Raw genomic sequence first — 21031 nt, 5'->3', positions numbered from 1 at the left:
TTGTGTAATACATCCATGTAAGTAGGTCAGACAGCTGTAGTTATACGTGTGTATTGGCTAAGGAGATATTGCAATCAGCAGAACCGATTGCGGCTAAGGGTAGCCGTTCGCAAATACAGGCGCACATAGGGTTGCACCATTTACGCATAGAGATAACTGATGTATGATTACATATCATAAAATTATAAAGCTCTTGGTAGACTAGTTGCAAGTTTTATCGTTTTGGGCACAATAAAATCGTTATTTCCCAGGAAATGTCGACAGAAGAGGAGTTGCTACATAAAAATGTTAGCGATAGATGTGAAGGACCTACGAAAGGACTTCCGCGTACAGAAAAACCGTGAAGGTTTGTCAGGCGCACTGCAAGACTTGTTTAAGCGTGAATATAATGAGGTTCGAGCAGTTAAAGATATTTCGTTTCAAATTCCTCAAGGCGAGATTTGCGGTTATATCGGTGAGAACGGGGCAGGGAAATCAACGACAATTAAAATGCTCACAGGCATTCTTGTGCCAACCGCAGGCGACATTAAAGTGAATGGGTATGTTCCTTTTAAGGATAGAGAAAAGTTTGTAAATGGGATTGGCGTTGTTTTTGGTCAGCGCTCTCAGCTATGGTGGGATATCGGTGTTATAGAATCATTCCAACTGCTGCGCAAGGTATATAGAGTATCAGAGGCTGATTTCCGTAAGCGACTAGATAATTTGGTCGATCGCTTGCAACTTGGTGAATTGCTTAATCGACCAGTTCGTAAGCTGAGTCTTGGACAAAGGATGAGATGTGAGCTTGTTGCATCCCTTCTACACAATCCATCTATTTTGTTTCTAGATGAGCCTACAATCGGCTTGGATATCGTTGTGAAGACGGAAATTCGTGACTTCCTTATGCAAATGAACAAGGAGGAGGGCACAACTATTTTGCTGACTACACATGATCTCCAAGATATCGAAGCGCTCTGCTCGCGTGTCATTATGCTTGATGATGGCAAAATCATCTATGATGGAGGCTTGGACGATCTTAAGACGAAGTGGAGCAAAGGTCGCGAAATTCAGTTCCAGTTTACAAAACAAACGCCTTTAGCTAAGCTCGAAGCCCTCACAGACGGGATAGATGCGAGCTGGACGATAGAAAATGATTTGACAGCGAAGCTGTTTGTGCCGCATGAGGTTAGCTTCTCGGATGCAATGGCAAGAGTTGTGGGTGGAGCAGACATTCGTGATATCAAAATATTTGAGACAAACACAGACGAGATTGTTAGAAGTATTTATCACTCGGGTTCTGCTGAAACAACGAAGAAGGAAGTTGCTTCATCATGATGAGCGCTTATATCGATTTTATTCGTATCCGATTTATAATGATGCTTGCTTATCGCGTGAATTATTATAGCGGCATCATTATTTATGCGATCAATATCGGCGCATATTATTTCTTGTGGCAAGCAATCTATGGAGATCAAGATACACTTGCAGGTTTTACAGTAGCCCAGATGACTACCTATATTGCTGTGTCGTGGATGGCAAGAGCTTTTTATTTTAACAATCTAGATCGAGAGATAGCCAATGAAATACGTGACGGCAGTGTAGCCGTTCAGCTTATTCGTCCGTATTCCTATCTTCTTGTTAAGATGATGCAGGGCTTTGGCGAAGGATTATTCCGACTTCTATTGTTTATGGTTCCGGGGCTCGCAATCGTTTGTTTGATCTTCCCAGTATCATTGCCAACTGATCCGACCGTTTGGCTTATTTATCTCGTTATGTTGTTTTTCAGCTTTTTGATTAATTCGCAGATCAACATATTGACTGGTCTGTTCGCCTTTTTCGTGGAAAATAATGAAGGCATGATGCGGATGAAGCGGGTTATGGTCGATTTATTTTCAGGGGTTGTTGTTCCAATCGCCTTTTTCCCTGGATGGCTGACTGAAATTATGCAGTGGCTTCCATTCCAAGCAATCACGTATTTGCCAAGCTCAGTATTTACAGGCCGAACTCCGCTTAGTGAAGTAACAGGCGTCCTGTCGATCCAGCTTTTCTGGTTTCTACTGTTGCTTATTCCAATCTGGTTAACATGGCGTGCAGCTCGTAAACGGCTCATTGTCCAAGGGGGGTAAGCGAAATGAGATACGCATCATTATTTTGGGAATATATCAAAAACTATGTCAAAACAAGGCTTACGTATCGTGCCGATTTCTGGATCGAGGTCATCTCAGATCTATTGTTCCAGGGGATGAACCTCATATTCATTCTTATCGTATTTCAACATACGGCGTCACTCGGCGGCTGGTCGGAGCTTGAGGTTGTATTCGTATATGGGTTCTTCATGATTCCATATGGCGTGTTTAGTACGTTCTTTAGTATTTGGAACTTTAGCGAGCGCTATATTGTGAAGGGGGAAATGGACCGTGTTTTGACGCGGCCAGCCCATAGTTTGTTTCAAGTGTTGTTTGAAAACGTCGATCCGCAGTCGCTCATCGGCTCATTCGTTGGAGCAGGCATTATGGCGTATTGCTGGTCTCAAATGGGATTACCATTCGAGATACTAGATTTGTTCATCTTGCTTATGTTCGTATTTGGCGCAGTTTTGATTTATGCGGGAATATACACAGCACTCAGCGCTATTTCATTTTATTCCGATGCGCCTACTGGTATTGTTCCACTCATGTACAATATTCAAAATTATGGACGATATCCCGTTAACATTTATAATAAACTAATTAGATTTGTGTTAACTTGGCTGCTTCCATTCGCATTTGTTGGTGTTATTCCGGCATCTTACTTTTTGGAAAAGAAGTCAGATGATTTGTCGCAGCTAGCGATGCTTACACCGGTAGTAGGTATTGTTTTCTTTAGCGTTGGACTAGCTATTTGGAACCATGGCGTCAAGAAATATCGTGGAGCAGGATCGTAAAGATTGAGGGGGATAAGCAGTGGCTTTGGTAATGGGGAAAAAAGCACCTAAGTTTAAGCTGCCAGCATCAAATGGTGAAACTGTTTCGCTTATGGACTTGCGAGGACAAAATGTCGTTATCTTCTTTTATCCGAAGGATATGACACCAACGTGTACTGAGCAAGCATGCGACATGAGGGATGCATATCATCAATTCAGCGGCGAAAATACGATTGTACTTGGCATAAGCACGGATTCAATCAAATCACATTTGAACTTTATTGGGAAAAAGGAGCTGCCTTATCTGCTCCTCTCAGATGAGGCGCATAAAGTGTGCGAACAATACGAGGTTTGGCAAATGAAGAAGTTGTATGGCAGAGAATATATGGGCATCGTAAGATCAACTTTTTTAATTGATACTGCTGGTAATTTCGTACGTGAATGGCGCAAAGTGAAAGTGAAGGGTCATGCCCTTGAAGTGCTTGAAGCAGTAAAAGAGTTAAACAAATAGATTAACAAAAATGTTGTGAATTTACGTTATGAACTAGTGAGAAGCCTTAAGCATTGTAAAAGATGCTTAAGGCTTCTTTTTGTTATTTTTAAATCAAATTATTATCATTAGCGCTGTCATTTACTAGAATCCGATTTCATATACTCTATCAAATCGATAATAAGCAATTATTTTCATGATAGAGAAGGGTGGCAATGACGATGCGGAGATTCATACAAGCATCCATTTGTTTAGTTGTAATTTGGTTTGGCATTTTGCAAATTGGCGGTAGCCTGATTTATAAGGGGGAGGCAGCTAGAATCAGTAATGAATCCTATTCAGCTAGCACAGTGACCTATCAATATGAGACTCAGCCGCTGCTCGGGGAACCTATTCAAATCATTCCTGAGGAAGAAATAGCTATTGAGAACGTGGAGGGGATAGCTGTATCTTCCAAAGAAGAAGGCAAAAAGTCAGATATAACCAATACTAATCTGAAGCCAGATAAGCGAGTAGATGGGAAGACCATTTATTTGACGTTTGACGACGGACCAAGCAAGCATACTCCTAAGGTTTTGGATATTTTGAAGAGCGAGGGTATTCAAGCTACATTTTTTCTGCTTGGTGAGCAAGTACAACAAAATCATTCTATTGCAAAACGAATCGTAGAAGAAGGTCATGCTGTTGGCAATCATTCCTTTAATCATAAATATGAACAATTGTACGGAGGTTTCGGCGAATTTGCCGAGCAAATTATGAAAACGGATGATGCGATCTATAATGCGACAGGTATCCGCACAACGCTGCTTAGAGCTCCTGGCGGGACACATACTAATTTTGATCAGGGTTATTTCGATGCATTAGCTGAAGCGGGTTATCAGGTACACGATTGGAATGTAGACAGTGGTGATTCGAAACGTCGGGGTGTACCAGCTGATGAGATTGTGGCAAATGTGAAGAACTCTAAGCTCGCAAACACGCTAAATGTATTGCTGCATGACAGTGTGGGGCATGAACAATCGGTAAAGGCATTGCCACAGATTATTAGTTATTATAAAGGATTGGGTTATCAATTTGACGTTTTGGATGAAAGTGTTAAGCCTATGCAATTTCAAACAGCAAAACGATTGAAGTGGAGCAGGGGTTCAGTAACAAGCAGCCAACAAAATAAGTTAAAGATGTTCGCTGATAGACTAGATGGTAGTGGTGAACGGAAACATAAAATAGAAGCGGGTACTTCATTAATTGTAAATCGTGGAGATGAGCAACTTATTTTGGGAGCAGGGGAATACAAACTAATTGAAGGTTCTATCCATGTTCCATTAAAGAAACTGACGGAGTGGTTGGGCGGGGAAGCAGAGATGGATCAGAAGTCTGGCATTATTGAAGCAAATATTCAAGGGAAACAAGTATTTTGGCTTGCTGATGCGGATGCACTTACTACTCAAAGCCCGGCAGAAAAACTTAATGTTCCAATTAGAGCTACACTTAGTGAATTTGGCATTTCAATTGAGGATTATGTTTACAATAGCGATCACAGAGAGGTTTGGATCGAAGAGTAAGAGAAAGCTTAATAATAATAGAATCTAGCAGGTCTAAATTGGGAGTAAAGTGGGGAACCTGAGAAATAGATAGATTTATTTTTCAGGAGGCGAAAGCACGATGATTAATTCCCAATTATCCGAAAGCAATGAACATGAACCTCAATTAAATGCGCTTAATCACTGGCCTGAGGCACCGCAAGTGTTGCTTCATCGCTTATTAGTTAAAGTAGAGCAAGTATTGCTAGGGAAGCAAGAGTTGATCAGACATACACTCGTCGCGATGCTCGCTGGTGGACATGTGCTGCTTGAAGATATTCCTGGCGTCGGAAAAACGATGCTCGCTCAAGCTTTTGCACGTGCGGTAGGCGGCGACTTTAAACGAATTCAATTTACATCCGATATGTTGCCAGCAGATGTTGTAGGCGGGGTAGTGCTAGAACCTCGGACTAATGAACTTGTATATCGTCCAGGTCCAATTATGGGTAATGTCGTCTTGGCAGATGAAATAAACAGAACGTCACCTCGAACACAATCAGCACTTCTTGAAGCAATGGAAGAGCGTAAAGTAACGATAGAAGGGAAAACGAGGCGACTTCCAGTTCCCTTTATGCTAATAGCAACTCAGAATCCGCTTAGCTTCGAAGGGACTAGTCATTTGCCTGAGGCACAGCTGGATCGATTTATGATGCGGCTAACAATTGGTTATCCCGGTGCGAGCAATGAGAAGCGGATGCTAGAGCAATATGCAGAAGGTAAACGAATAGAGCCGGATCGGATCAGACCTGTTATAGCGATTCAAGAATGGCTGCAGATGCAAGCTGAAGTGAGACAAGGTCACACCCATCCAGCATTGCTAGAGTATATGGTTCGTGTAGCAGAAGAAACGAGACGTTCTAATGATGTATTGCTGGGACTGAGTCCAAGGGCGCTTCGTGATTGGTTGCGGGCCGCACAGGCAAGTGCATATCTGGAGGGACGCAGATATGTTATTCCAGATGATCTTTCTACTACAGGAGAAGCAGTATTGTCACATCGCTTAACTTTACGCAGCAGTGCAGGTCTTGCTCACTCGGATGAGTCATCCGTTATTCGTCGTATCATTCGAGATACGCCATATCCTCCAGAAGCGGGCGTCGGCTTTGGAAGTAGGAAATCGAGATGAGTGAACGTGAAATTACAATTTCGATTAGCGATATGAGAGAGAAAGCAGTCTATCAAACAAGATGGGGCGTCTGGTTTTTTATAAGTATCGCGTTTATAGCTTCGTTTGTAGCCGTATTGCATCGTGGAGGAGCTGTGGAATGGTATGCTCTAACTTTGCTGGCAGGACTGATTGTCGTTAGTGGTTTATTACCGTTAGTTGCTTCGATTGGATTAGATGCTACTAGACGATCCTTTTCTGTAGAAGTAGTGGAAGGGCAGGATGCCTGCATTGAAATAACATTTCAACGCTCTTGGCGCATACCTTTTGTTTGGATTGCAATAGAGGATAGTGAACGAAATGAAAGCGGCATAGACGAACGCCCAGTTTACTTCCGATCCGTGCATGTACCAATGTTCAGTAAGGAACAGAAAGTCACTTATTCGCTTAAGTCGCTAACAAGAGGTGTTCATTGCTTTTCACCCATTTCCGTAATCGTTGGAGATTGGCTTGGCATGACGGCAATTAGGCGAACGATAATTCAAGAGAATAAGCTTCTTGTTATACCTGCGGTACCTCATATGCAATTACTATTACAGGCAAAAGCAGTGGGGGAAGATGGACGAGTGAAGGGGCACTTGCCTCAGCATATAAAAAATAATCGTTCGAGCATGATAATGGGATTAAATGAATCGTCAGTATCGTCTGCATGGGCAGGCGCAGGTCCTGATAGCCGTCCTTACCGAGATGGTGATCCGCTGCGGAACTTAGACTTCCGAGCAGCAGCAAGAGGACGAGGGCTATTTACGAAGGTGTACTCTGGTGTTGAATTATTACACACATACATATTGATTGATCAGTACAGGGATGCATACAAAGGGGATAATCGGTTATTTGATACATGTATTAGCTGGGCGTTACGGAGTGTTAAGGACAACGTAGAGCAAGGACATTCTGTTACAGTAATAACAAATGATTGGATATACGAAATTGCAAATAAAGCAGGCGTTGATCGCCGAGCAAATATGTCCGAATTAACACATCAGCTTGCTTATCTTCGTGTCGACAGTAACGCTTTCAAAGTGGAACGCTTAAGTGAAATAAGCGGGCGTTTGATCAAAGGTGGAACATTAAAGTTGTTTTCCCCCGATTGGCAAGACGATCGCCGCTTGTCGACGTTAGCTGATTATGCAACTGAGCATAATATGGGGATTGAGCTTTATTTGATCGTCCGCCATTCAGTAGCAACATTTGCAATGCGGGAGCAGAGCCGAAAGTTGGAAGGCAGCGGTATGAAAGTACATTGGGTGCATATGTCCGAAGGCATGGAAACATGGGCTTCTTCTGAGGAAGGGGTGAACGACTATGCCATCTGATAAGTGGGATGAATATTCATCAAAAGAAATGAATAGGGAAATCAATGAATTTTCATCACTAGACATGAATGGAGAAATAGTAAGCGGATCGAAGCAAGAGCAAGCGAGAGGAACCGAAAGTGAACAGGCAGACAACGACAGATTAGAGGAACAAATGTTGATTCGTAATCAAGTAAAGGGTGCGGATCGTGATGATGAAAAGGAGTATGAAGGGTCTTTTGCATTTCGTGGCGTAACATCACTGCTTCTTTTTGGACTGCTGGCAGAATGGCTGCTCCCATGGGGCAACTCAGGCCAATTGTCCCTTATCTTCCAGCCTATTCCGCTGATGATGGTCATAGGTTTAATATTGCTCACTGGTATTTTCAGACTGTCTTTGGGTGTTACAATACCACTCAATATTGTAATTGTATTGGCAGGCTTGATGTTATTGTTTAAGAGTGACAACCAAAGTGTTTTAGATTGGTTGATAGCTTTTCCAGTCTTGCTCACTGAACAGGTCCAGTTAATTATACAAAATGGACTATGGGCAATGTCTGATGAAATTCGCACACTTTTATTATTTGTCGGCTGGTCGCTGCTTGCACCAGCATTACAATCATTAATATGGTTAAGGCAGACTGCGCTAAGCATTGCTGCAATAACACTGCTTTATTTGGTAACACTGCATATATGGCTAGGTATGGATGTTATGTCAGGTTTATTGCGTACAACAGCAGAAGGTCTTTTGCTAGCGGCAGTTGTAGCATTGCCACGTGTCAGACGTATGATGGATGTTGGCGTGGGTCGACTGCAAGGTGTAGATCGCAGTTGGTTAGCTGGCTCATTGTTTTTAACGTTAATTATTGTTGGCTTCTCACTTCTTGCAAGTGGTGAAAAAGAAACTGATTTGGCGCCTGCTGCGTGGACAGTTGCGATGACGGAACGTCTACAACAGGGGATAGATGCAATAAACTCGGATGGCGCATCTGTTGCGGCACTTAGAAACTCAAAGGCAGGTCAGCTAGGCAAAGGCTTAACAGGTTATGGATTTGATGATACAAAGCTTGGTGCATCGCTAAGCGATGACTCTACTGTCGTATTTAATGGTTATTCATCCATTAGAGCCAATTGGCGTGGTGAATCGAAGTCATTTTATGATGGCAGCGGCTGGAGTAACGATGTTAGTGAGTTGACACTATTGCCAGTACAAACTAGTAGTACTTCTGTACGTGAAACGGGAGTGACCTCAGAGGGGAATAGCGGGTTTGCAGGGGGGACCACCCAAAAGAAAGGTTCACTTATTAAACAAACAATAACATGGGAAAATCCAATTGCTGCAATGCCGCTTTTTGCATCTGGACAACCAGTTCAAGTAACTGAGATGATCGCTGCAGATCCAAGGCGGAAGCTTGGCAGTTACTTAAAAAATGATCTCATAGACAGCTTGTATGCACAATCAGAAATGACAATAGTAGAGCAGTATACGATAGAAAGCTACTTGCCAATTACGGGGGAAGATGAGCTTCAAGCATTGGATGAAAGCGGATTTGAGTTTGGGGAAGAAAATAAGGAATTAACTTCTGGATTAGGTTCCAATGATGAAAGTGCGGGAGCAAGTACAGGGGCAGATGCAGAAGGAAATGCAAAGACAAGTGCAAATGAGAAAGATAAGGCTGAGGCTGAGGATTTAAGTGATGATGAGTTGGAGGTTTTTTTGCAGCTGCCAGATTCACTGCCTAGTCGTGTTGCTGCCTTGGCTGCAGAAGTGTCTGGTGGAGGAGTCACAAGTCGTTATGACCGGGTAAAGGCGATTGAGCGATTTCTAGAGAGCAGTTTCTCCTATACGAAAACAGATAGTAAAGCTCCTCCTGCTGGAACAGATTTTGTTGACCACTTTCTTTTCGAGCAGCGAAAAGGTTATTGTGTTCATTTCTCTACGGCAATGGTTGTTATGCTTCGCGCAGAGGGCATTCCTGCTAGGTGGGTGAAAGGTTTTACTCCAGGTACTGTTGTTCAAGCAAAAGACGGAGCGACTGCTAAAAATGTGGAACTTTCACTCGCGGCAGGTAATACGCAGTACGAGGTGAAAAACTCGGATGCTCATGCGTGGGTGGAAGTGTATTTCCCAGGCGCAGGCTGGGTGCCGTTTGATCCGACACCAGGTTTTGATGGCGTGAGTGCAGTTGCGTCTTCCCCCGGCGCTGGCTCGGGGGAAGGCAGTAGGGACGCAGCGAATGGCGGAGCCGCTGCGGAAAGTGGTGGCGAGCTGAGCTTTGCAAAGCTCGCCAGCAGGTTTGAGGCGGCGGGAGAGCAAGCAGCCGTAGCTCTTGCGCGCGGGGCGAAAGCGATCGCCCGCGGTGCGGTTAGCGCCGCTGAAGCGGCTGCGGCTGCGCCACTAGCGGCAGCTAGCGTAGGCGCTGCCGCGCTGGCGCTAGCAGGCGCAGCAATAGCTGCGGCGCAGCGCAAGCGGCTGCGCCTGCGGCTCGCGCTGCGCCGCTATAGCGCGGCTAGCGCGCGGCTTGGGGCGCCTGCGCTAGCCGGAGCAGCGCTAGCGCTGAGCGAGCTGCCCGGCGGCGTAGCGGCTAGCGCATCGGCGCAGCGGGAGCAGCTTGGCGCTGCGAGCGAAGCTGCGGCGCTTGGACCGCGCCGCCAAGCAACGGCGAAGGCTGCCTGTAGCGGAGCTGAGCGGCAGAGGGAAAGTCTTATCGATGTGGCGGAAGCACTCATCGAATTGCTGCGCAGCCGACTGAGCGGAGCGGAAGCATTGGCTTCGCATCGTCAAGCTAGTCATATGACACTGCGAGAGTTGACGAGTTCGCTTGGTGAACGTATGAATACGGAGCAGCAGAGCACATTAATAAGGTTAACGCATTGGCTAGAGGATGCGAACTATAGTGCTCCTGGGTATTTACCAAATGCCCCCACAATAGATGAGCTTCGAGAGGTGTGCATCAAACTTTTGAAGCAGGATCGTACGCTCGATCGTCAAACAAAGGCGCAAAGACGTTATTTGGGTAATAATTGAGCATTAATGCCAAAAAAACCGTTCCCTAGGATAGTTTTCTAAGGTACGGTGTTACATATTCGACAGGATATGCTCTGCGCCTTGACTCTCTCAAAGCGCCTTATATATAATTACTACATCAATTGAGGGAGGCTCGGTAATGACTAAGCAAAATGAAATGATCGTTGTTCTGGATTTTGGAGGACAATATAACCAACTTATAGCACGCCGTATTCGTGATTTGGGCGTATACAGCGAGCTATTGCCGTATAATACATCAGTAGAACGGATCCGTGAATTGCAGCCGAAGGGTATTGTATTCTCGGGAGGACCCGCTAGTGTATATGAAGAAAATTCACCAATGGTAGACCCTGCGATCTATGATTTGAACATTCCAATTTTCGGTATTTGTTACGGTATGCAGCTTATGTCGAATCAACTGGGCGGTAAAGTTGAGCGTGCAGGCAAACGTGAATATGGTAAGGCGGAAGTTGAATTTATAGAAGGATCACAAATCGGCTTTGGTCTTGACAAGGTTCAAACTGTTTGGATGAGTCATGGCGATCATGTAGTTGAATTGCCTGAAGGCTTTAAATTAGATGCAAGTTCAGATCATGCAATTGCAGCAATGAGCAATGCTGATCGTGGATTCTTTGCAGTTCAATTCCATCCAGAAGTTCGTCACTCGGAGTTTGGTAATGAAATGATTCGCAACTTCCTTTACAACGTTTGTGATTGTGATGGAAATTGGACGATGGAATCGTTTATTGAAGATGCAATTCGTGATATCCGTAATGAAGTTGGCGACAAAAAGGTGCTTTGCGCGCTTTCTGGCGGCGTAGATTCATCCGTTGTAGCTATTCTTCTTCATAAAGCAATCGGCGACCAGCTTACTTGTATGTTTATCGACCACGGTATGCTGCGCAAAGGCGAAGCAGAGGGCGTTATGGAAACATTCGTAGGCAAATTCGATATGAAAGTTCTAAAAATCGATGCGCAAGAGCGTTTCCTTGGCAAGCTGAAGGGCGTAGAAGATCCAGAGCAAAAACGTAAAATTATCGGCAACGAATTTATTTACGTTTTCCAAGAAGAATCGGACAAGCTGGATGACTTTGAGTTTTTGGCACAAGGTACGCTTTACACAGACATCGTAGAGAGCGGTACTGCTACAGCTCAAACAATCAAATCTCACCACAATGTTGGTGGATTGCCTGAAGATATTAAGTTCAAGCTTATTGAGCCTCTTAAAGCGCTATTCAAAGATGAGGTTCGTAAAGTTGGCGAAGAATGTGGCCTTCCAGAAGCAATCGTTTGGCGTCAGCCATTCCCAGGCCCGGGTCTTTCAATCCGTGTTCTTGGCGAAGTAACAGAGGACAAGCTTCATATCGTTCGTGAGTCCGATGCTATCTTGCGCGAAGAGATCGCTAAAGCTGGCCTTGATCGCGAGATCTGGCAATACTTCACGGCTCTTCCTAACATGAAGAGTGTTGGCGTAATGGGCGACGCTCGTACGTATTCCTACACAGTAGGTATCCGTGCAGTAACATCCATCGACGGCATGACAGCTGACTGGGCACGTATTCCTTGGGATATTCTTGAGAAAATCTCAGTACGTATCGTTAACGAAGTAGACAACGTAAACCGTATCGTTTATGACGTGACATCGAAACCACCAGCTACAATTGAGTGGGAATAGATTGAAACTATTAGATGTCATCAATCGCTCATAATCTCTGTAATAAAAGGGGTTATGACGTTGGTGATGTTGATATTCTACGTACACCTGCACCAATATAATGTGAAAATATGCTCTCTTTTGTTTGCGTTGTTTAGCAAATAGAAGGGAGTATTTTTTTTGACCATAATCCAAGAAATAATAGAGGAAATGAATAGAAAGGTTGGATGACAGCCAGTTATGGAATGAAACTTTTTCCAGTAAAAGTCGTTAAAGGTTAGATGGAGAGAACGATTTTGAACAGGAGGGTTGGAATGTCTGAGGAGTTAGATTTTGAGCGTTTCACAGAAATAAAAGAGCGGATGCATGAGCTGTCCAGAGTTGTAGAGAAGCAGCGGTATTTGAATAAGCGAATCAGAGAGCAGGAAGTACTAATCGTAAAGTTGGAAGTGGAGCTGGAGATGGAGCAAGAGGATGTTGAGAAACTGACGAGGTTATCTCTAATGAATTTGTTTCATACGATATTGAGAAGCAAGACGGATCAACTTGAACTTGAACGTCAGCAGGAACTGATAGCAGTACTGAAACTTCAAGAAGCCAAGCAAATTCTTAAGGAACTTAAAGAGGAGCTGCTAGCTGTTGGCGAGCAATATGTTAGTCTTTCGAACGCAGGCTCAGATTACAATGAGCTGATGTTAAGGAAGGAAACTGCGTTACGTAATTCCCCACATACAGTTGATGAACTGGAGGAGATGGAAGAACATATTTCGCACAAAAGCTTACTGCTTAAGGAGATAAAAGAGGCACTTTCTGCCGGTCGTGGCGTCCTGTCCTCGCTAACTTATGCTTCGGAGCATTTGGAAAAAGCGGAGAACTGGGGCAACTGGGATTTGTGGGCGAATGGTGGTTTATTAAGCACTCATATTAAGCATGAGCATATAGATGATGCAAAAACGTCTATTCATAATGCAAATCGCCAATTGCAAGACTTACATAAAGAGTTATCTGATCTTGATAAGTCGACGAATATTCATATCGATATAAGTGGGACACTTAAAATGGCGGATTACTGGTTTGACGGTTTGATTTCCGACTGGCTTGTTCAAGGCCGTATTAAAGATGCGCAAGAACAGGTACTAAGGGCGCTTGAAAAGCTAAGAATCGTAGTGAAGTCTCTCGAAGTTGAACTTAGCAATGCGGAAAAAGAGGTGTCTCAATTAAAAGCGAAACGTATTGCTTGGATTGAGGAGACTCAATGAGCTAGTTCCTGTACTGATTTATATTGTCTATTTTAAAGCTTTTGCTACAATTGAAAATGAATAAGATGAAATATTCCTACTCTGGTTATGAGATGCGATTATTCGACATCACATCTATGCTAATATAAAATGGCATCGACAACTAATGAAGGAGATGGTTTTGTGAATCATAAGGATCTCAACTTATTGATTTTTCTTCCTGGCCCCAAATGTCCTGTCCTCATGCATACACTAGTTGAAAAAGAAACGAAGCCTAAGAAGAAGTTAAATCTCTTTAAAAGAAAGCGTTAATCCTATTTTCGAGTAATGGATTTCAAAAAGACTGGGGCATCGGCTATCCGATACACCAGTCTTTTATTATTACTTATTGAAAACCGACCATCCCTGTCGCCTGCAACTAGGAGTAAATAACGTTTGATTGAACCATCGTTTTTTTGGATGAAGACACTAGCCATAGAGCTTGAATGACGAGAATTGCGATAACGATATAGGAATAAAGATGAGTGCCAGGATCATTTCCAGTGAAGTTAAGGAAGTTATGCAAACCGTGGAAGAGGACGGCGAGCAGAATGGAGCGATTTCTCAAAACGAGCATTGCCAGTACAAAGCCTAGAACTAACGCATATACAATTTGCAAAATGGTATCTTCTAACGATTGACCGCCTAGTGCCTGCAAAGCATGGGTGACTCCAAACAATACGCTGGAAACGACGACCGCAATAGCTTTTCCTTTTGGCATAAGAACCCGCAGCATTATTCCCCGGAACAACGTTTCTTCAACAAACCCAACTAAAAATAACTGGGACAGAAGCATATATGCGAAAAATGAGAAAGGAGCAGGTTCAAAGCCTTTATTAGCGATCAATAATACGATTAATATGAGCAGCAGTGGTAAGTATTCGAGCCATTGTTGCTTTGTTAGTTTAGAAAGACTAGTGAAATAAAAGGTGTTCCATTGTTTTTTTGCAGTCAGGTAGATAACAAGAAATAGTGCAATCGGAATAAAGCCAATGGTTAGAGCTAGTGGATGTGTAATCTCAGCGATCGATGTGAAGGCGCTGCCTCCGGCAACAAAAATGATAAGCATAAGCTCGATTAAAATAAGAGTGGCTATAGGTCTTTTTATAAAGAAGCTATCCGTTGTTTTCATTTAAAATTCCTCTTTTTCGATTATTTTTTTTAGCCATTCATTTTCCATCTTGAAAAAGTGTAAACCATAATGCATGACAGATACGCGGTAGTAATAAGCGTCTTTATCTTCCAGTTGCTCAAGTTCCTTGGATACGATGGATTGCACAACTTCCATTTGTGAAATGTTACGTGCGATCGTTTGTTGGTATGTCATTAAGTTGCGCTTTTTTGTTGGTTCATCCAAGTAATCATAAAAGAAGATTTTGATCAAATATTCGCGTTTGTTCGATTGAAGAGGTTCACTTAACCATTTCATAAAATGCTGCTGTCCGTCGGTTGTAATGCTGTACACTTTTTTGTTTTTACTGTCTTTCGTTTCTTCTTCCGTTACGAACCCACTTTCCAGAAGACGTTTGAGGGCGGGGTATAGACTTCCATAGCTCATTTTGTAAAAGATTCCGACAGACTGCTCTGTAATTTTTTTAATATCATAGCCGCTCATTTTTCCTTGAATCAACATTCCTAATATAACTAATTCAGTCATAAGCTAACTCCTTTATGTATCAACTCGATATATCTATTTGATATATTCAATATACTTTTAATGTAATTTGTTGTCAACAATAAAATTTCGTGGCAATGATGGATATGCTGTCTAGGTTGTGGGATGTTGATCGTATCTCAAGCAGGAGGTACTATTTGATTTAAAACAAACTGCACAATTGCCAATATTTTCTTAGTCGTTTACATTTAAATCAGCTAATTAAAAGAGAGTATGGAGGAAAAAGATACATGTCATTTAGTTATTATGGTGAGCTTTGCACTGAGGTTTATGAACTAACGAAAAAAATCGGGCAGTCGCTTAACGGGGATATTGAATATTACCAAAAGAGACTGAAACATTGTGAGGGGCGGGTACTTGAAGCAATGGTTGGTTCTGGACGAGTTTTTATTCCGCTGCTTGAATCTGGTCTTCTTGTAGATGGCGTGGATTATTCTGTTCAGATGTTGGATACTTGCCGACAGCATTGTAAAGATCGAGGTCTCGAAGCCAATTTGTACCGGGCAGACTTAAAGGAATTGGATTTACCTAACAAATATGAAGCGATTATTGTTCCAGGCGGTTCATTTCTGTTAATAGAACAACGTTCGGAGTCAATTGAAGTTTTAAAACGTCTATATGAGCACTTGGAATCCGGTGGACGAATTATTATGGATTTATTTTTACCAGACAATCAATTTAACAGTTCTGATATAGGGAAATGGAATGGCTCAGCGACATATCATCTTCCGAATGGTGATATCATTACAATGGAAAGTAAGCTTGTAGAAGCTGATTTGTTCTTTCAACAAAATGAGGTCAGCTACTTAAAATATGAGAAGTGGCGTAATGGGGAACTTATTCAGACAGAACTGCAACGTTTTGCTCTTCGGTGGTATGGGGTAGAGGAATTTAAGTATATTCTTGAGAGTGTAGGTTTCACTGATGTAACGGTATCCGCTGACTACGAGTATGGAAAAGAGCCAACGAGTGGAAAGCAGGTATTTATTTACGAAGCTACAAAAAAATAAATGAAGAGAAGCCGCCCTTGAGGCGGCTTTTCTTATTCAATAGATTTGAGGTGCAGTTCAAACTATTCAATAAAATATGTCTCATATTTTAATTGTGAATACTGCAACAGAGTACCTATAAGAAAAGAAGAAGCTTTTCAATAATGAATGCTTGGTGTTAGTTTCTTGTATCACAAGTAGCAGCAAGCAATATGCAATGTCAGTAGATAAGCTAACGAAAATGATTCATTTCATTGTTCGTAAAATTATGGTGAATTTATAAAAAATGAAATAAGGTGATTTAAGAGGAATTCTACGTACATCCGAGTGTAATTTTAGTTGCAAGGAATCAAGAAGATGATAGGATAGGCAGATTCGTCGGTTTACGCAAACCGTCGCTAGAAGGAGGCATTATGCTATTATTGCTATTTTGACCGGGTTGCCGTTCTAATTCGTGCACACGCTTTTCTAAATCTCGATTCGTTTTGCTTGTTGATCTACAACCGTAAGCAGCGCATGGAAGTAACTGGCAATTTCTTCATCACCTTTGCAAATTATGTTTACCTATTGCGGTGTTAACTTCATCCGTCCCACTCCCTTACAAAAAATCTTTATATAGAACTTCTACACAAGCAGTTGATTTTCCCGTATAACGAAAAAAAATCCACCTCGGGGTAGGGAGACCTAAGTAGTAACTAGTTTCAATTTAATACGATAATATCCCTTGAAAATTGTGTTATACATGATATGATTTTACAAATTAGGGGAGGAGTGAATTCAAAGAGTTAAATATCACTTCGATTTCCAGACTACAAACTAAAAAAAGAGGTAGATGACAAATGATGAAGAAATTTGGAAAACTAGTTTTGGCAGCTGTAATAGGACTTGGTATTGCCAGTAATGTAGATATTCGTGTTGCAGATGCTGCTGAAACAACAATTATCACTGATCCAGTTAACTTGGCTGTAGGTGGTACAGTAACTGCAAGTGGAGAATACGGGACTCACCAAGATCGAAATAAAGCGTTTGATCAGTATATTTTTTCAAAGTGGTTAACATTTAATTCCCCTGCTTGGCTGCAATACGAATTCGCCGCACCAAAGGTTATAAACTATTATACGATTACATCTGCTGAAGATGAGCCTTACCGCGATCCGAAAAGTTGGGTAGTAAAAGGTTCGAATGATGGGATTACATGGACTAATCTAGATTCACAACAAAATCAAACATTCGCTACTCGGCACCAAAAGAAAACTTATACTATTGTGAATACGACTGCTTATAAATTTGTGAAGTTTGATAACTTTACGAATCAGAATGAGGACAATCAAATTTTGCAAATAGCTGAAATTGGATTATTCGGCAGCGAGGTGCAAACGTTTAAAACGATTAAGCCCACAGTAACGGCAAGTGAAGAAAATGCTCCTTATGATCTCAAAGCAAATCTGGTGGATGGAAAAAGCATGACCAAATGGATGGCGTATAACAATACGGCATGGTTGCAATTCGACTTCGGTGAAGCAGTGACAATCGATGGATATGCTCTTGCGTCGGCGAAATCGAACAACATGTCTACTGATGCCGATCCAAAAAGCTGGGTTCTACAAGGCTCGAATGATAACACTAGCTGGACAACTCTAGATACAAGAAACGATGAAAAGTTTAAGTTTCGGCATCAACGTAAGCACTACCTATTGAATGATAATACAACAGCTTATCGTTACTATAAGTTGAGTAATATCAAGAATAATAGCGGCTTCTCTATTCAATTGTCGGAAGTAGAGTTTTCTCGTACAGATGACATGTGGCATACAGAGAACCCGATAATCGAAGTAAAGAACATAGCTAGTTTCGCAGCATTTGAACAAGCTTTTCCCCATGCTGAGAAAGAAATTTTAGCAGTTCTGCGCAAAGCAAATGACATTTTCTATAATAGTCCAGCAGAAATGCCTGTTAGAATGAAGAAAATAGCGTTGCACATTGTGGACCAGCCAGGATTTGCTTGGATATCTGGAGATGCTGAGCTTAAGACGATAGGCATCAGTTCTCAATTTCTTGCGACCGTTGCACCAAACGAGCTTCACGATGAAATTATCGGTCTTCTCTACCACGAACTTGGACATGCCTATCAATATAGCAACCTTGATATAGAAGGGATAGCGGACAGCTTGCGTTTTGAAGCGGGTTACCATCATCGTTATGGTATTACTCCGGTTGGAGATTGGCATAGCAATGGTCCAGCGAACTTCTTTCGCTGGATTGGAGATACAAAACATGATGGATTCATTCGTGATATAAATGCAACAAGTCTGATCCCTTACGGCTTGAATCCAAAGCAAATTATTGCTTGGAAAGAAGCTCGAATTAAATCCATAACTGGAATAGACGTAAATACGCTATGGACGCAATATAAACAATCACTTTCTAATCAATAGCCAATTCAGGGACTGTCCCGCTAGTAGATTAAATCTACTGTGGGACAGTCCCATTTCTATGGCACTTAACTTAAATGACCATTTTTACTCCAAATCCGATTAGCATAACGCTAGTAGATTTTTGAAAGATGGTTTGAAATTTAGGTTTACGCAACCACTCTTTCACATGACCTAATAAAAATACTAACGTCAAAAACCAGCTTACAGCTATTAATGTGAGGATTAGTCCTAATATAATTAGTTGTTAATTAACATTTCCATTCAGATTAATGAATTGAGGCATAAACGTAATGTAGATTAGAACCTTCATATAGATTCTATATCATTCGACCGAAAATAACTTATACATACAAAGACAAACGATATAGTTATTATCCTTATGCATCTATATATGGTGCACTTAATATTACGGAAGCTGACTTTGATAAGGAATATATGAAAACAACGCAAGTTGCAAACGAAAAATAATGAGAAGCATATTTACAAAAACCGATTGCGTCAGCCACCAATTGAAGAGCGTCCCATAGCACGAAATCACCCAAGAGCTTTCTTAATGTTTTAGTAGCGACGCTCTGCTATAATTTGCAGTAATCCAGTTATCCATTAAGGAGGATTAATGCATGAAGTTGTTCCCTACGATCATAAGAGATCAGATTGATCTGCCGCAGGGATTTCCCATTATTATGTCGCAAACGGAAGGGGTTAGCCCACCGTTTCAACGGCTTCATTGGCATACGCCTCTGGAGGTTAATTATATATATAGCGGCAGTGGATATTATCTTATTAATGGCAGTCGCTATGAGTTTCAGCAAGGTGATATTGTATTAATTAATTCCAACGATCTTCATCGCGCAGTTGAAACGGAGTCTCTTGTTATAGGCGTCTTAATGTTCAACCCCGCATACTTGGCGCTGGAGCAACGATATGATACTGATTTGCTCATTCCATTCCGTGAAATGGGCGTGAAGTTCAGCAACGTTCTTGATCGGGAGCATCCTGAGCTTGGGCGCTTGAGCACTATTTTTAAAGAAATGCGGGAAGAATACATGCGTAAAGAGCCCCATTATGAAGCGATTGTTAGAGCGAAATTAGTTAGCTTCTTAGCTTACGTAAATCGTTATTTTGCAAAAGAAACAGAGAGCAAATCATATCATGCAAGAGGGATGGAATCTATTCGCAGTGTGCTTCATGAAATGGAAGAGCGGATCGAGTATAGTTGGACGCTGAAGGAGCTGTCTGAAAGGGCGCACCTAAGTACCTCTCGCTTCAGTACATTGTTTACTCAAGTAGTTGGCACATCTCCAATGGATTATTTGATCCAGCTCCGATTATCACGAGCAGTGGAATTGATTGAAACAACAAATAATAAAATAATAGACATTTCGTCTGAGTGTGGTTTCCGGAACTTATCAAATTTCAATCGGTTATTCAAGCAGCATATTGGCAAGTTACCATCGGAACTTAGAGATTAATACATAGTAAGATAGTATCAGAACATCGTTCTTTTTCATTAGAGGAACGATGTTTTTTGTATTAGAATTAAAATATAAAACGACATAAAGTAACACAAAGCAGCTAAGGAGCGTGGGCATTATATTATTTCTCGGGATTGATGCAGGCGGCAGTAAGACACATGCTTTGCTGGTAGATGAGAAAGGAAACGTGCTGGGCCAAGGATTAAGTGGTAACGGCAATCATCAGACAGCGTTCAAAGCAGCACGTACGAATATAGAATCAGCATGTAACGAGGCGCTTAAAAGTGCTGGAGTTTCGAAGGAAGAAGTTACTTATGCCTATTTCGGATTAGCAGGTGCAGATCGGGAACCCGATTATGAAATACTGCGACCGATGGTCGCTTCATTAGGTTATGAAAGATATGCTATTTCATGTGATACGATGATTGGCATGCGTGCTGGCACTCATCAATCGTTTGGTGCTGTCATTATTAGTGGAACAGGTTTTAATGCTGCTGCCCGCAATGCGCAAGGCCATGAGCTTCAATACGGAGGTTTTGGCTATATGTTCGGAGATGGGCTGGGCTCAGGAACGGATCTAGCTATACATGCGTTCCGTGCAGCAATTCGCAGCTGGGAAAGACGCGAGGAACCGACGATTCTTAAAGATCTTGTGCCACACAAACTTGGATATAAATCAGTGAAAGAAATGTATGACGACGCCCTCGACAATGGAAAACAACCGCCAAAGGATTTGGCTAAACTTGTATTCGAAGCTGCGAGTCAGGGTGATGAAGTGTCTATTAAAATTTTAGTAGAAGCTGGTCGTGAGCATGGCAATTCTGTTAATGCGTTGATCAAACGTTTAGGTATGCAGAACGAACGATTTGATGTCGTACTGGCTGGCAGTGTAATGTCGCGCGGAAGTTCTCCTCACATGGTTGAGGCGATAGAAGAGACGGTTCGGGAAGTTGCGCCTCATGCGAGCATAGTGAGACTTACTATCGATCCAGTCATTGGAGCTGTAATGAGTGCTATGGATTGTGCAGAAATTACTATCGATTCGGAAACGGATGCTGCTTTAAGAAAAATTACATTTTAAGGGAGG

Annotated in this window: 16 protein-coding genes and 2 pseudogenes; 14 read left to right on the top strand and 4 right to left on the bottom strand. The window is 42.2% G+C overall.

All coding sequences use genetic code 11. The features are described from left to right. Nucleotides 1-285 precede the first annotated feature (285 nt). The 10 genes from MFF31_RS24975 (at nucleotide 286) to MFF31_RS24930 (ending at nucleotide 13352) form a co-directional block, all read left to right on the top strand. Nucleotides 286-1314, top strand: coding sequence for an ABC transporter ATP-binding protein (locus tag MFF31_RS24975; protein ID WP_238191967.1), 1029 nt, complete (start codon nucleotides 286-288; stop codon nucleotides 1312-1314). Beyond that, nucleotides 1311-2105 carry an ABC transporter permease gene (locus MFF31_RS24970; RefSeq protein ID WP_238191966.1) on the top strand — a complete coding sequence of 265 codons (795 nt, stop codon included), beginning with the start codon at nucleotides 1311-1313 and terminating at the stop codon, nucleotides 2103-2105. The genes MFF31_RS24975 and MFF31_RS24970 overlap by 4 nt, the downstream gene beginning before the upstream one ends. Before the next feature lie 5 nt (nucleotides 2106-2110). Beyond that, entirely contained in the window at nucleotides 2111-2902 is a 792-nt protein-coding gene (locus tag MFF31_RS24965) for an ABC transporter permease (protein ID WP_238191964.1), read from the top strand. 19 nt (nucleotides 2903-2921) lie between these two features. Further along, on the top strand, nucleotides 2922-3392 hold the full coding sequence (gene bcp / locus MFF31_RS24960; RefSeq protein ID WP_238191962.1) for a thioredoxin-dependent thiol peroxidase: 471 nt from the start codon (nucleotides 2922-2924) through the stop codon (nucleotides 3390-3392). Nucleotides 3393-3592: 200 nt separating this feature from the next. Further along, a complete protein-coding gene (locus MFF31_RS24955; protein WP_238191960.1) occupies nucleotides 3593-4933 on the top strand; it encodes a polysaccharide deacetylase family protein in 1341 nt (446 codons plus the stop codon). A gap of 100 nt (nucleotides 4934-5033) precedes the next feature. Further along, on the top strand, nucleotides 5034-6077 hold the full coding sequence (locus MFF31_RS24950) for an AAA family ATPase (protein WP_238191958.1): 1044 nt from the start codon (nucleotides 5034-5036) through the stop codon (nucleotides 6075-6077). Continuing rightward, entirely contained in the window at nucleotides 6074-7432 is a 1359-nt protein-coding gene (locus tag MFF31_RS24945) for a DUF58 domain-containing protein (protein WP_238191956.1), read from the top strand. Before MFF31_RS24950 ends, MFF31_RS24945 begins: the two co-directional genes overlap by 4 nt. Continuing rightward, on the top strand, nucleotides 7422-10439 hold the full coding sequence (locus MFF31_RS24940) for a transglutaminase domain-containing protein (protein ID WP_238191954.1): 3018 nt from the start codon (nucleotides 7422-7424) through the stop codon (nucleotides 10437-10439). Before MFF31_RS24945 ends, MFF31_RS24940 begins: the two co-directional genes overlap by 11 nt. A gap of 139 nt (nucleotides 10440-10578) precedes the next feature. Continuing rightward, nucleotides 10579-12114, top strand: coding sequence for a glutamine-hydrolyzing GMP synthase (guaA, locus tag MFF31_RS24935; RefSeq protein ID WP_238191953.1), 1536 nt, complete (start codon nucleotides 10579-10581; stop codon nucleotides 12112-12114). Between the two features lie 293 nt (nucleotides 12115-12407). Beyond that, the gene (locus MFF31_RS24930) at nucleotides 12408-13352 is read left to right on the top strand and encodes a hypothetical protein (protein ID WP_238191951.1); all 945 of its coding nucleotides are present in this window, start codon (nucleotides 12408-12410) and stop codon (nucleotides 13350-13352) included. A gap of 397 nt (nucleotides 13353-13749) precedes the next feature. Here the strand turns inward: MFF31_RS24930 and MFF31_RS24925 are convergent, their stop codons facing one another. Both MFF31_RS24925 and MFF31_RS24920 read right to left on the bottom strand, forming a co-directional pair. After that, nucleotides 13750-14502 (bottom strand): CPBP family intramembrane glutamic endopeptidase, encoded by a 753-nt coding sequence (locus MFF31_RS24925; protein WP_238191949.1) that lies wholly within the window; start codon nucleotides 14500-14502, stop codon nucleotides 13750-13752. Next, a complete protein-coding gene (locus MFF31_RS24920) occupies nucleotides 14503-15027 on the bottom strand; it encodes a PadR family transcriptional regulator (RefSeq protein ID WP_238191947.1) in 525 nt (174 codons plus the stop codon). It abuts the gene before it with no gap. Nucleotides 15028-15275: 248 nt separating this feature from the next. On the opposite strand from MFF31_RS24920, the gene MFF31_RS24915 reads away from it, so the two are divergent. Continuing rightward, nucleotides 15276-16055, top strand: a complete 780-nt coding sequence (locus tag MFF31_RS24915) for a class I SAM-dependent methyltransferase (protein WP_238191945.1) — start codon at nucleotides 15276-15278, stop codon at nucleotides 16053-16055. Between the two features lie 328 nt (nucleotides 16056-16383). Here the strand turns inward: MFF31_RS24915 and MFF31_RS24910 are convergent. After that, a pseudogene (locus MFF31_RS24910) lies at nucleotides 16384-16503 on the bottom strand (DUF6444 domain-containing protein); the annotation flags it as partial. A gap of 370 nt (nucleotides 16504-16873) precedes the next feature. Between MFF31_RS24910 and MFF31_RS24905 the strand changes: the two are divergent. Further along, entirely contained in the window at nucleotides 16874-18469 is a 1596-nt protein-coding gene (locus MFF31_RS24905; RefSeq protein WP_238191940.1) for a discoidin domain-containing protein, read from the top strand. A gap of 70 nt (nucleotides 18470-18539) precedes the next feature. Here the strand turns inward: MFF31_RS24905 and MFF31_RS25345 are convergent. Then, a pseudogene (locus MFF31_RS25345) lies at nucleotides 18540-18773 on the bottom strand (LysE family transporter); the annotation flags it as partial. Between the two features lie 316 nt (nucleotides 18774-19089). Here MFF31_RS25345 and MFF31_RS24900 point away from each other — a divergent pair. Both MFF31_RS24900 and MFF31_RS24895 read left to right on the top strand, forming a co-directional pair. Then, nucleotides 19090-19941, top strand: coding sequence for an AraC family transcriptional regulator (locus MFF31_RS24900; protein ID WP_238191938.1), 852 nt, complete (start codon nucleotides 19090-19092; stop codon nucleotides 19939-19941). A gap of 112 nt (nucleotides 19942-20053) precedes the next feature. Beyond that, nucleotides 20054-21025 carry an N-acetylglucosamine kinase gene (locus MFF31_RS24895; RefSeq protein WP_309296699.1) on the top strand — a complete coding sequence of 324 codons (972 nt, stop codon included), beginning with the start codon at nucleotides 20054-20056 and terminating at the stop codon, nucleotides 21023-21025. The last annotated feature ends 6 nt before the right edge of the window (nucleotides 21026-21031 follow it).

Origin of the sequence: Paenibacillus sp. L3-i20, assembly GCF_022180385.2 — a bacterium.
Taxonomy (GTDB): Bacteria; Bacillota; Bacilli; order Paenibacillales; family Paenibacillaceae; genus Pristimantibacillus.
The sequence above is the reverse complement of the archived record's forward strand: the minus strand, read 5'-3'. Positions and strand labels throughout refer to the sequence as shown.

What these genes read in the sequence shown, in the direction of transcription:
- MFF31_RS24940 (WP_238191954.1), top strand. Translation starts at nt 7,422, where the DNA reads ATGCCATCTGATAAGTGGGATGAATATTCATCAAAAGAAATGAATAGG.
- MFF31_RS24915 (WP_238191945.1), top strand. Translation starts at nt 15,276, where the DNA reads ATGTCATTTAGTTATTATGGTGAGCTTTGCACTGAGGTTTATGAACTA.
- MFF31_RS24905 (WP_238191940.1), top strand. Translation starts at nt 16,874, where the DNA reads ATGATGAAGAAATTTGGAAAACTAGTTTTGGCAGCTGTAATAGGACTT.
- MFF31_RS24975 (WP_238191967.1), top strand. Translation starts at nt 286, where the DNA reads ATGTTAGCGATAGATGTGAAGGACCTACGAAAGGACTTCCGCGTACAG.
- MFF31_RS24945 (WP_238191956.1), top strand. Translation starts at nt 6,074, where the DNA reads ATGAGTGAACGTGAAATTACAATTTCGATTAGCGATATGAGAGAGAAA.
- MFF31_RS24955 (WP_238191960.1), top strand. Translation starts at nt 3,593, where the DNA reads ATGCGGAGATTCATACAAGCATCCATTTGTTTAGTTGTAATTTGGTTT.
- MFF31_RS24920 (WP_238191947.1), bottom strand. Translation starts at nt 15,027, where the DNA reads ATGACTGAATTAGTTATATTAGGAATGTTGATTCAAGGAAAAATGAGC.
- MFF31_RS24930 (WP_238191951.1), top strand. Translation starts at nt 12,408, where the DNA reads ATGTCTGAGGAGTTAGATTTTGAGCGTTTCACAGAAATAAAAGAGCGG.
- MFF31_RS24965 (WP_238191964.1), top strand. Translation starts at nt 2,111, where the DNA reads ATGAGATACGCATCATTATTTTGGGAATATATCAAAAACTATGTCAAA.
- MFF31_RS24970 (WP_238191966.1), top strand. Translation starts at nt 1,311, where the DNA reads ATGATGAGCGCTTATATCGATTTTATTCGTATCCGATTTATAATGATG.
- guaA (WP_238191953.1), top strand. Translation starts at nt 10,579, where the DNA reads ATGACTAAGCAAAATGAAATGATCGTTGTTCTGGATTTTGGAGGACAA.
- MFF31_RS24900 (WP_238191938.1), top strand. Translation starts at nt 19,090, where the DNA reads ATGAAGTTGTTCCCTACGATCATAAGAGATCAGATTGATCTGCCGCAG.
- MFF31_RS24925 (WP_238191949.1), bottom strand. Translation starts at nt 14,502, where the DNA reads ATGAAAACAACGGATAGCTTCTTTATAAAAAGACCTATAGCCACTCTT.
- MFF31_RS24950 (WP_238191958.1), top strand. Translation starts at nt 5,034, where the DNA reads ATGATTAATTCCCAATTATCCGAAAGCAATGAACATGAACCTCAATTA.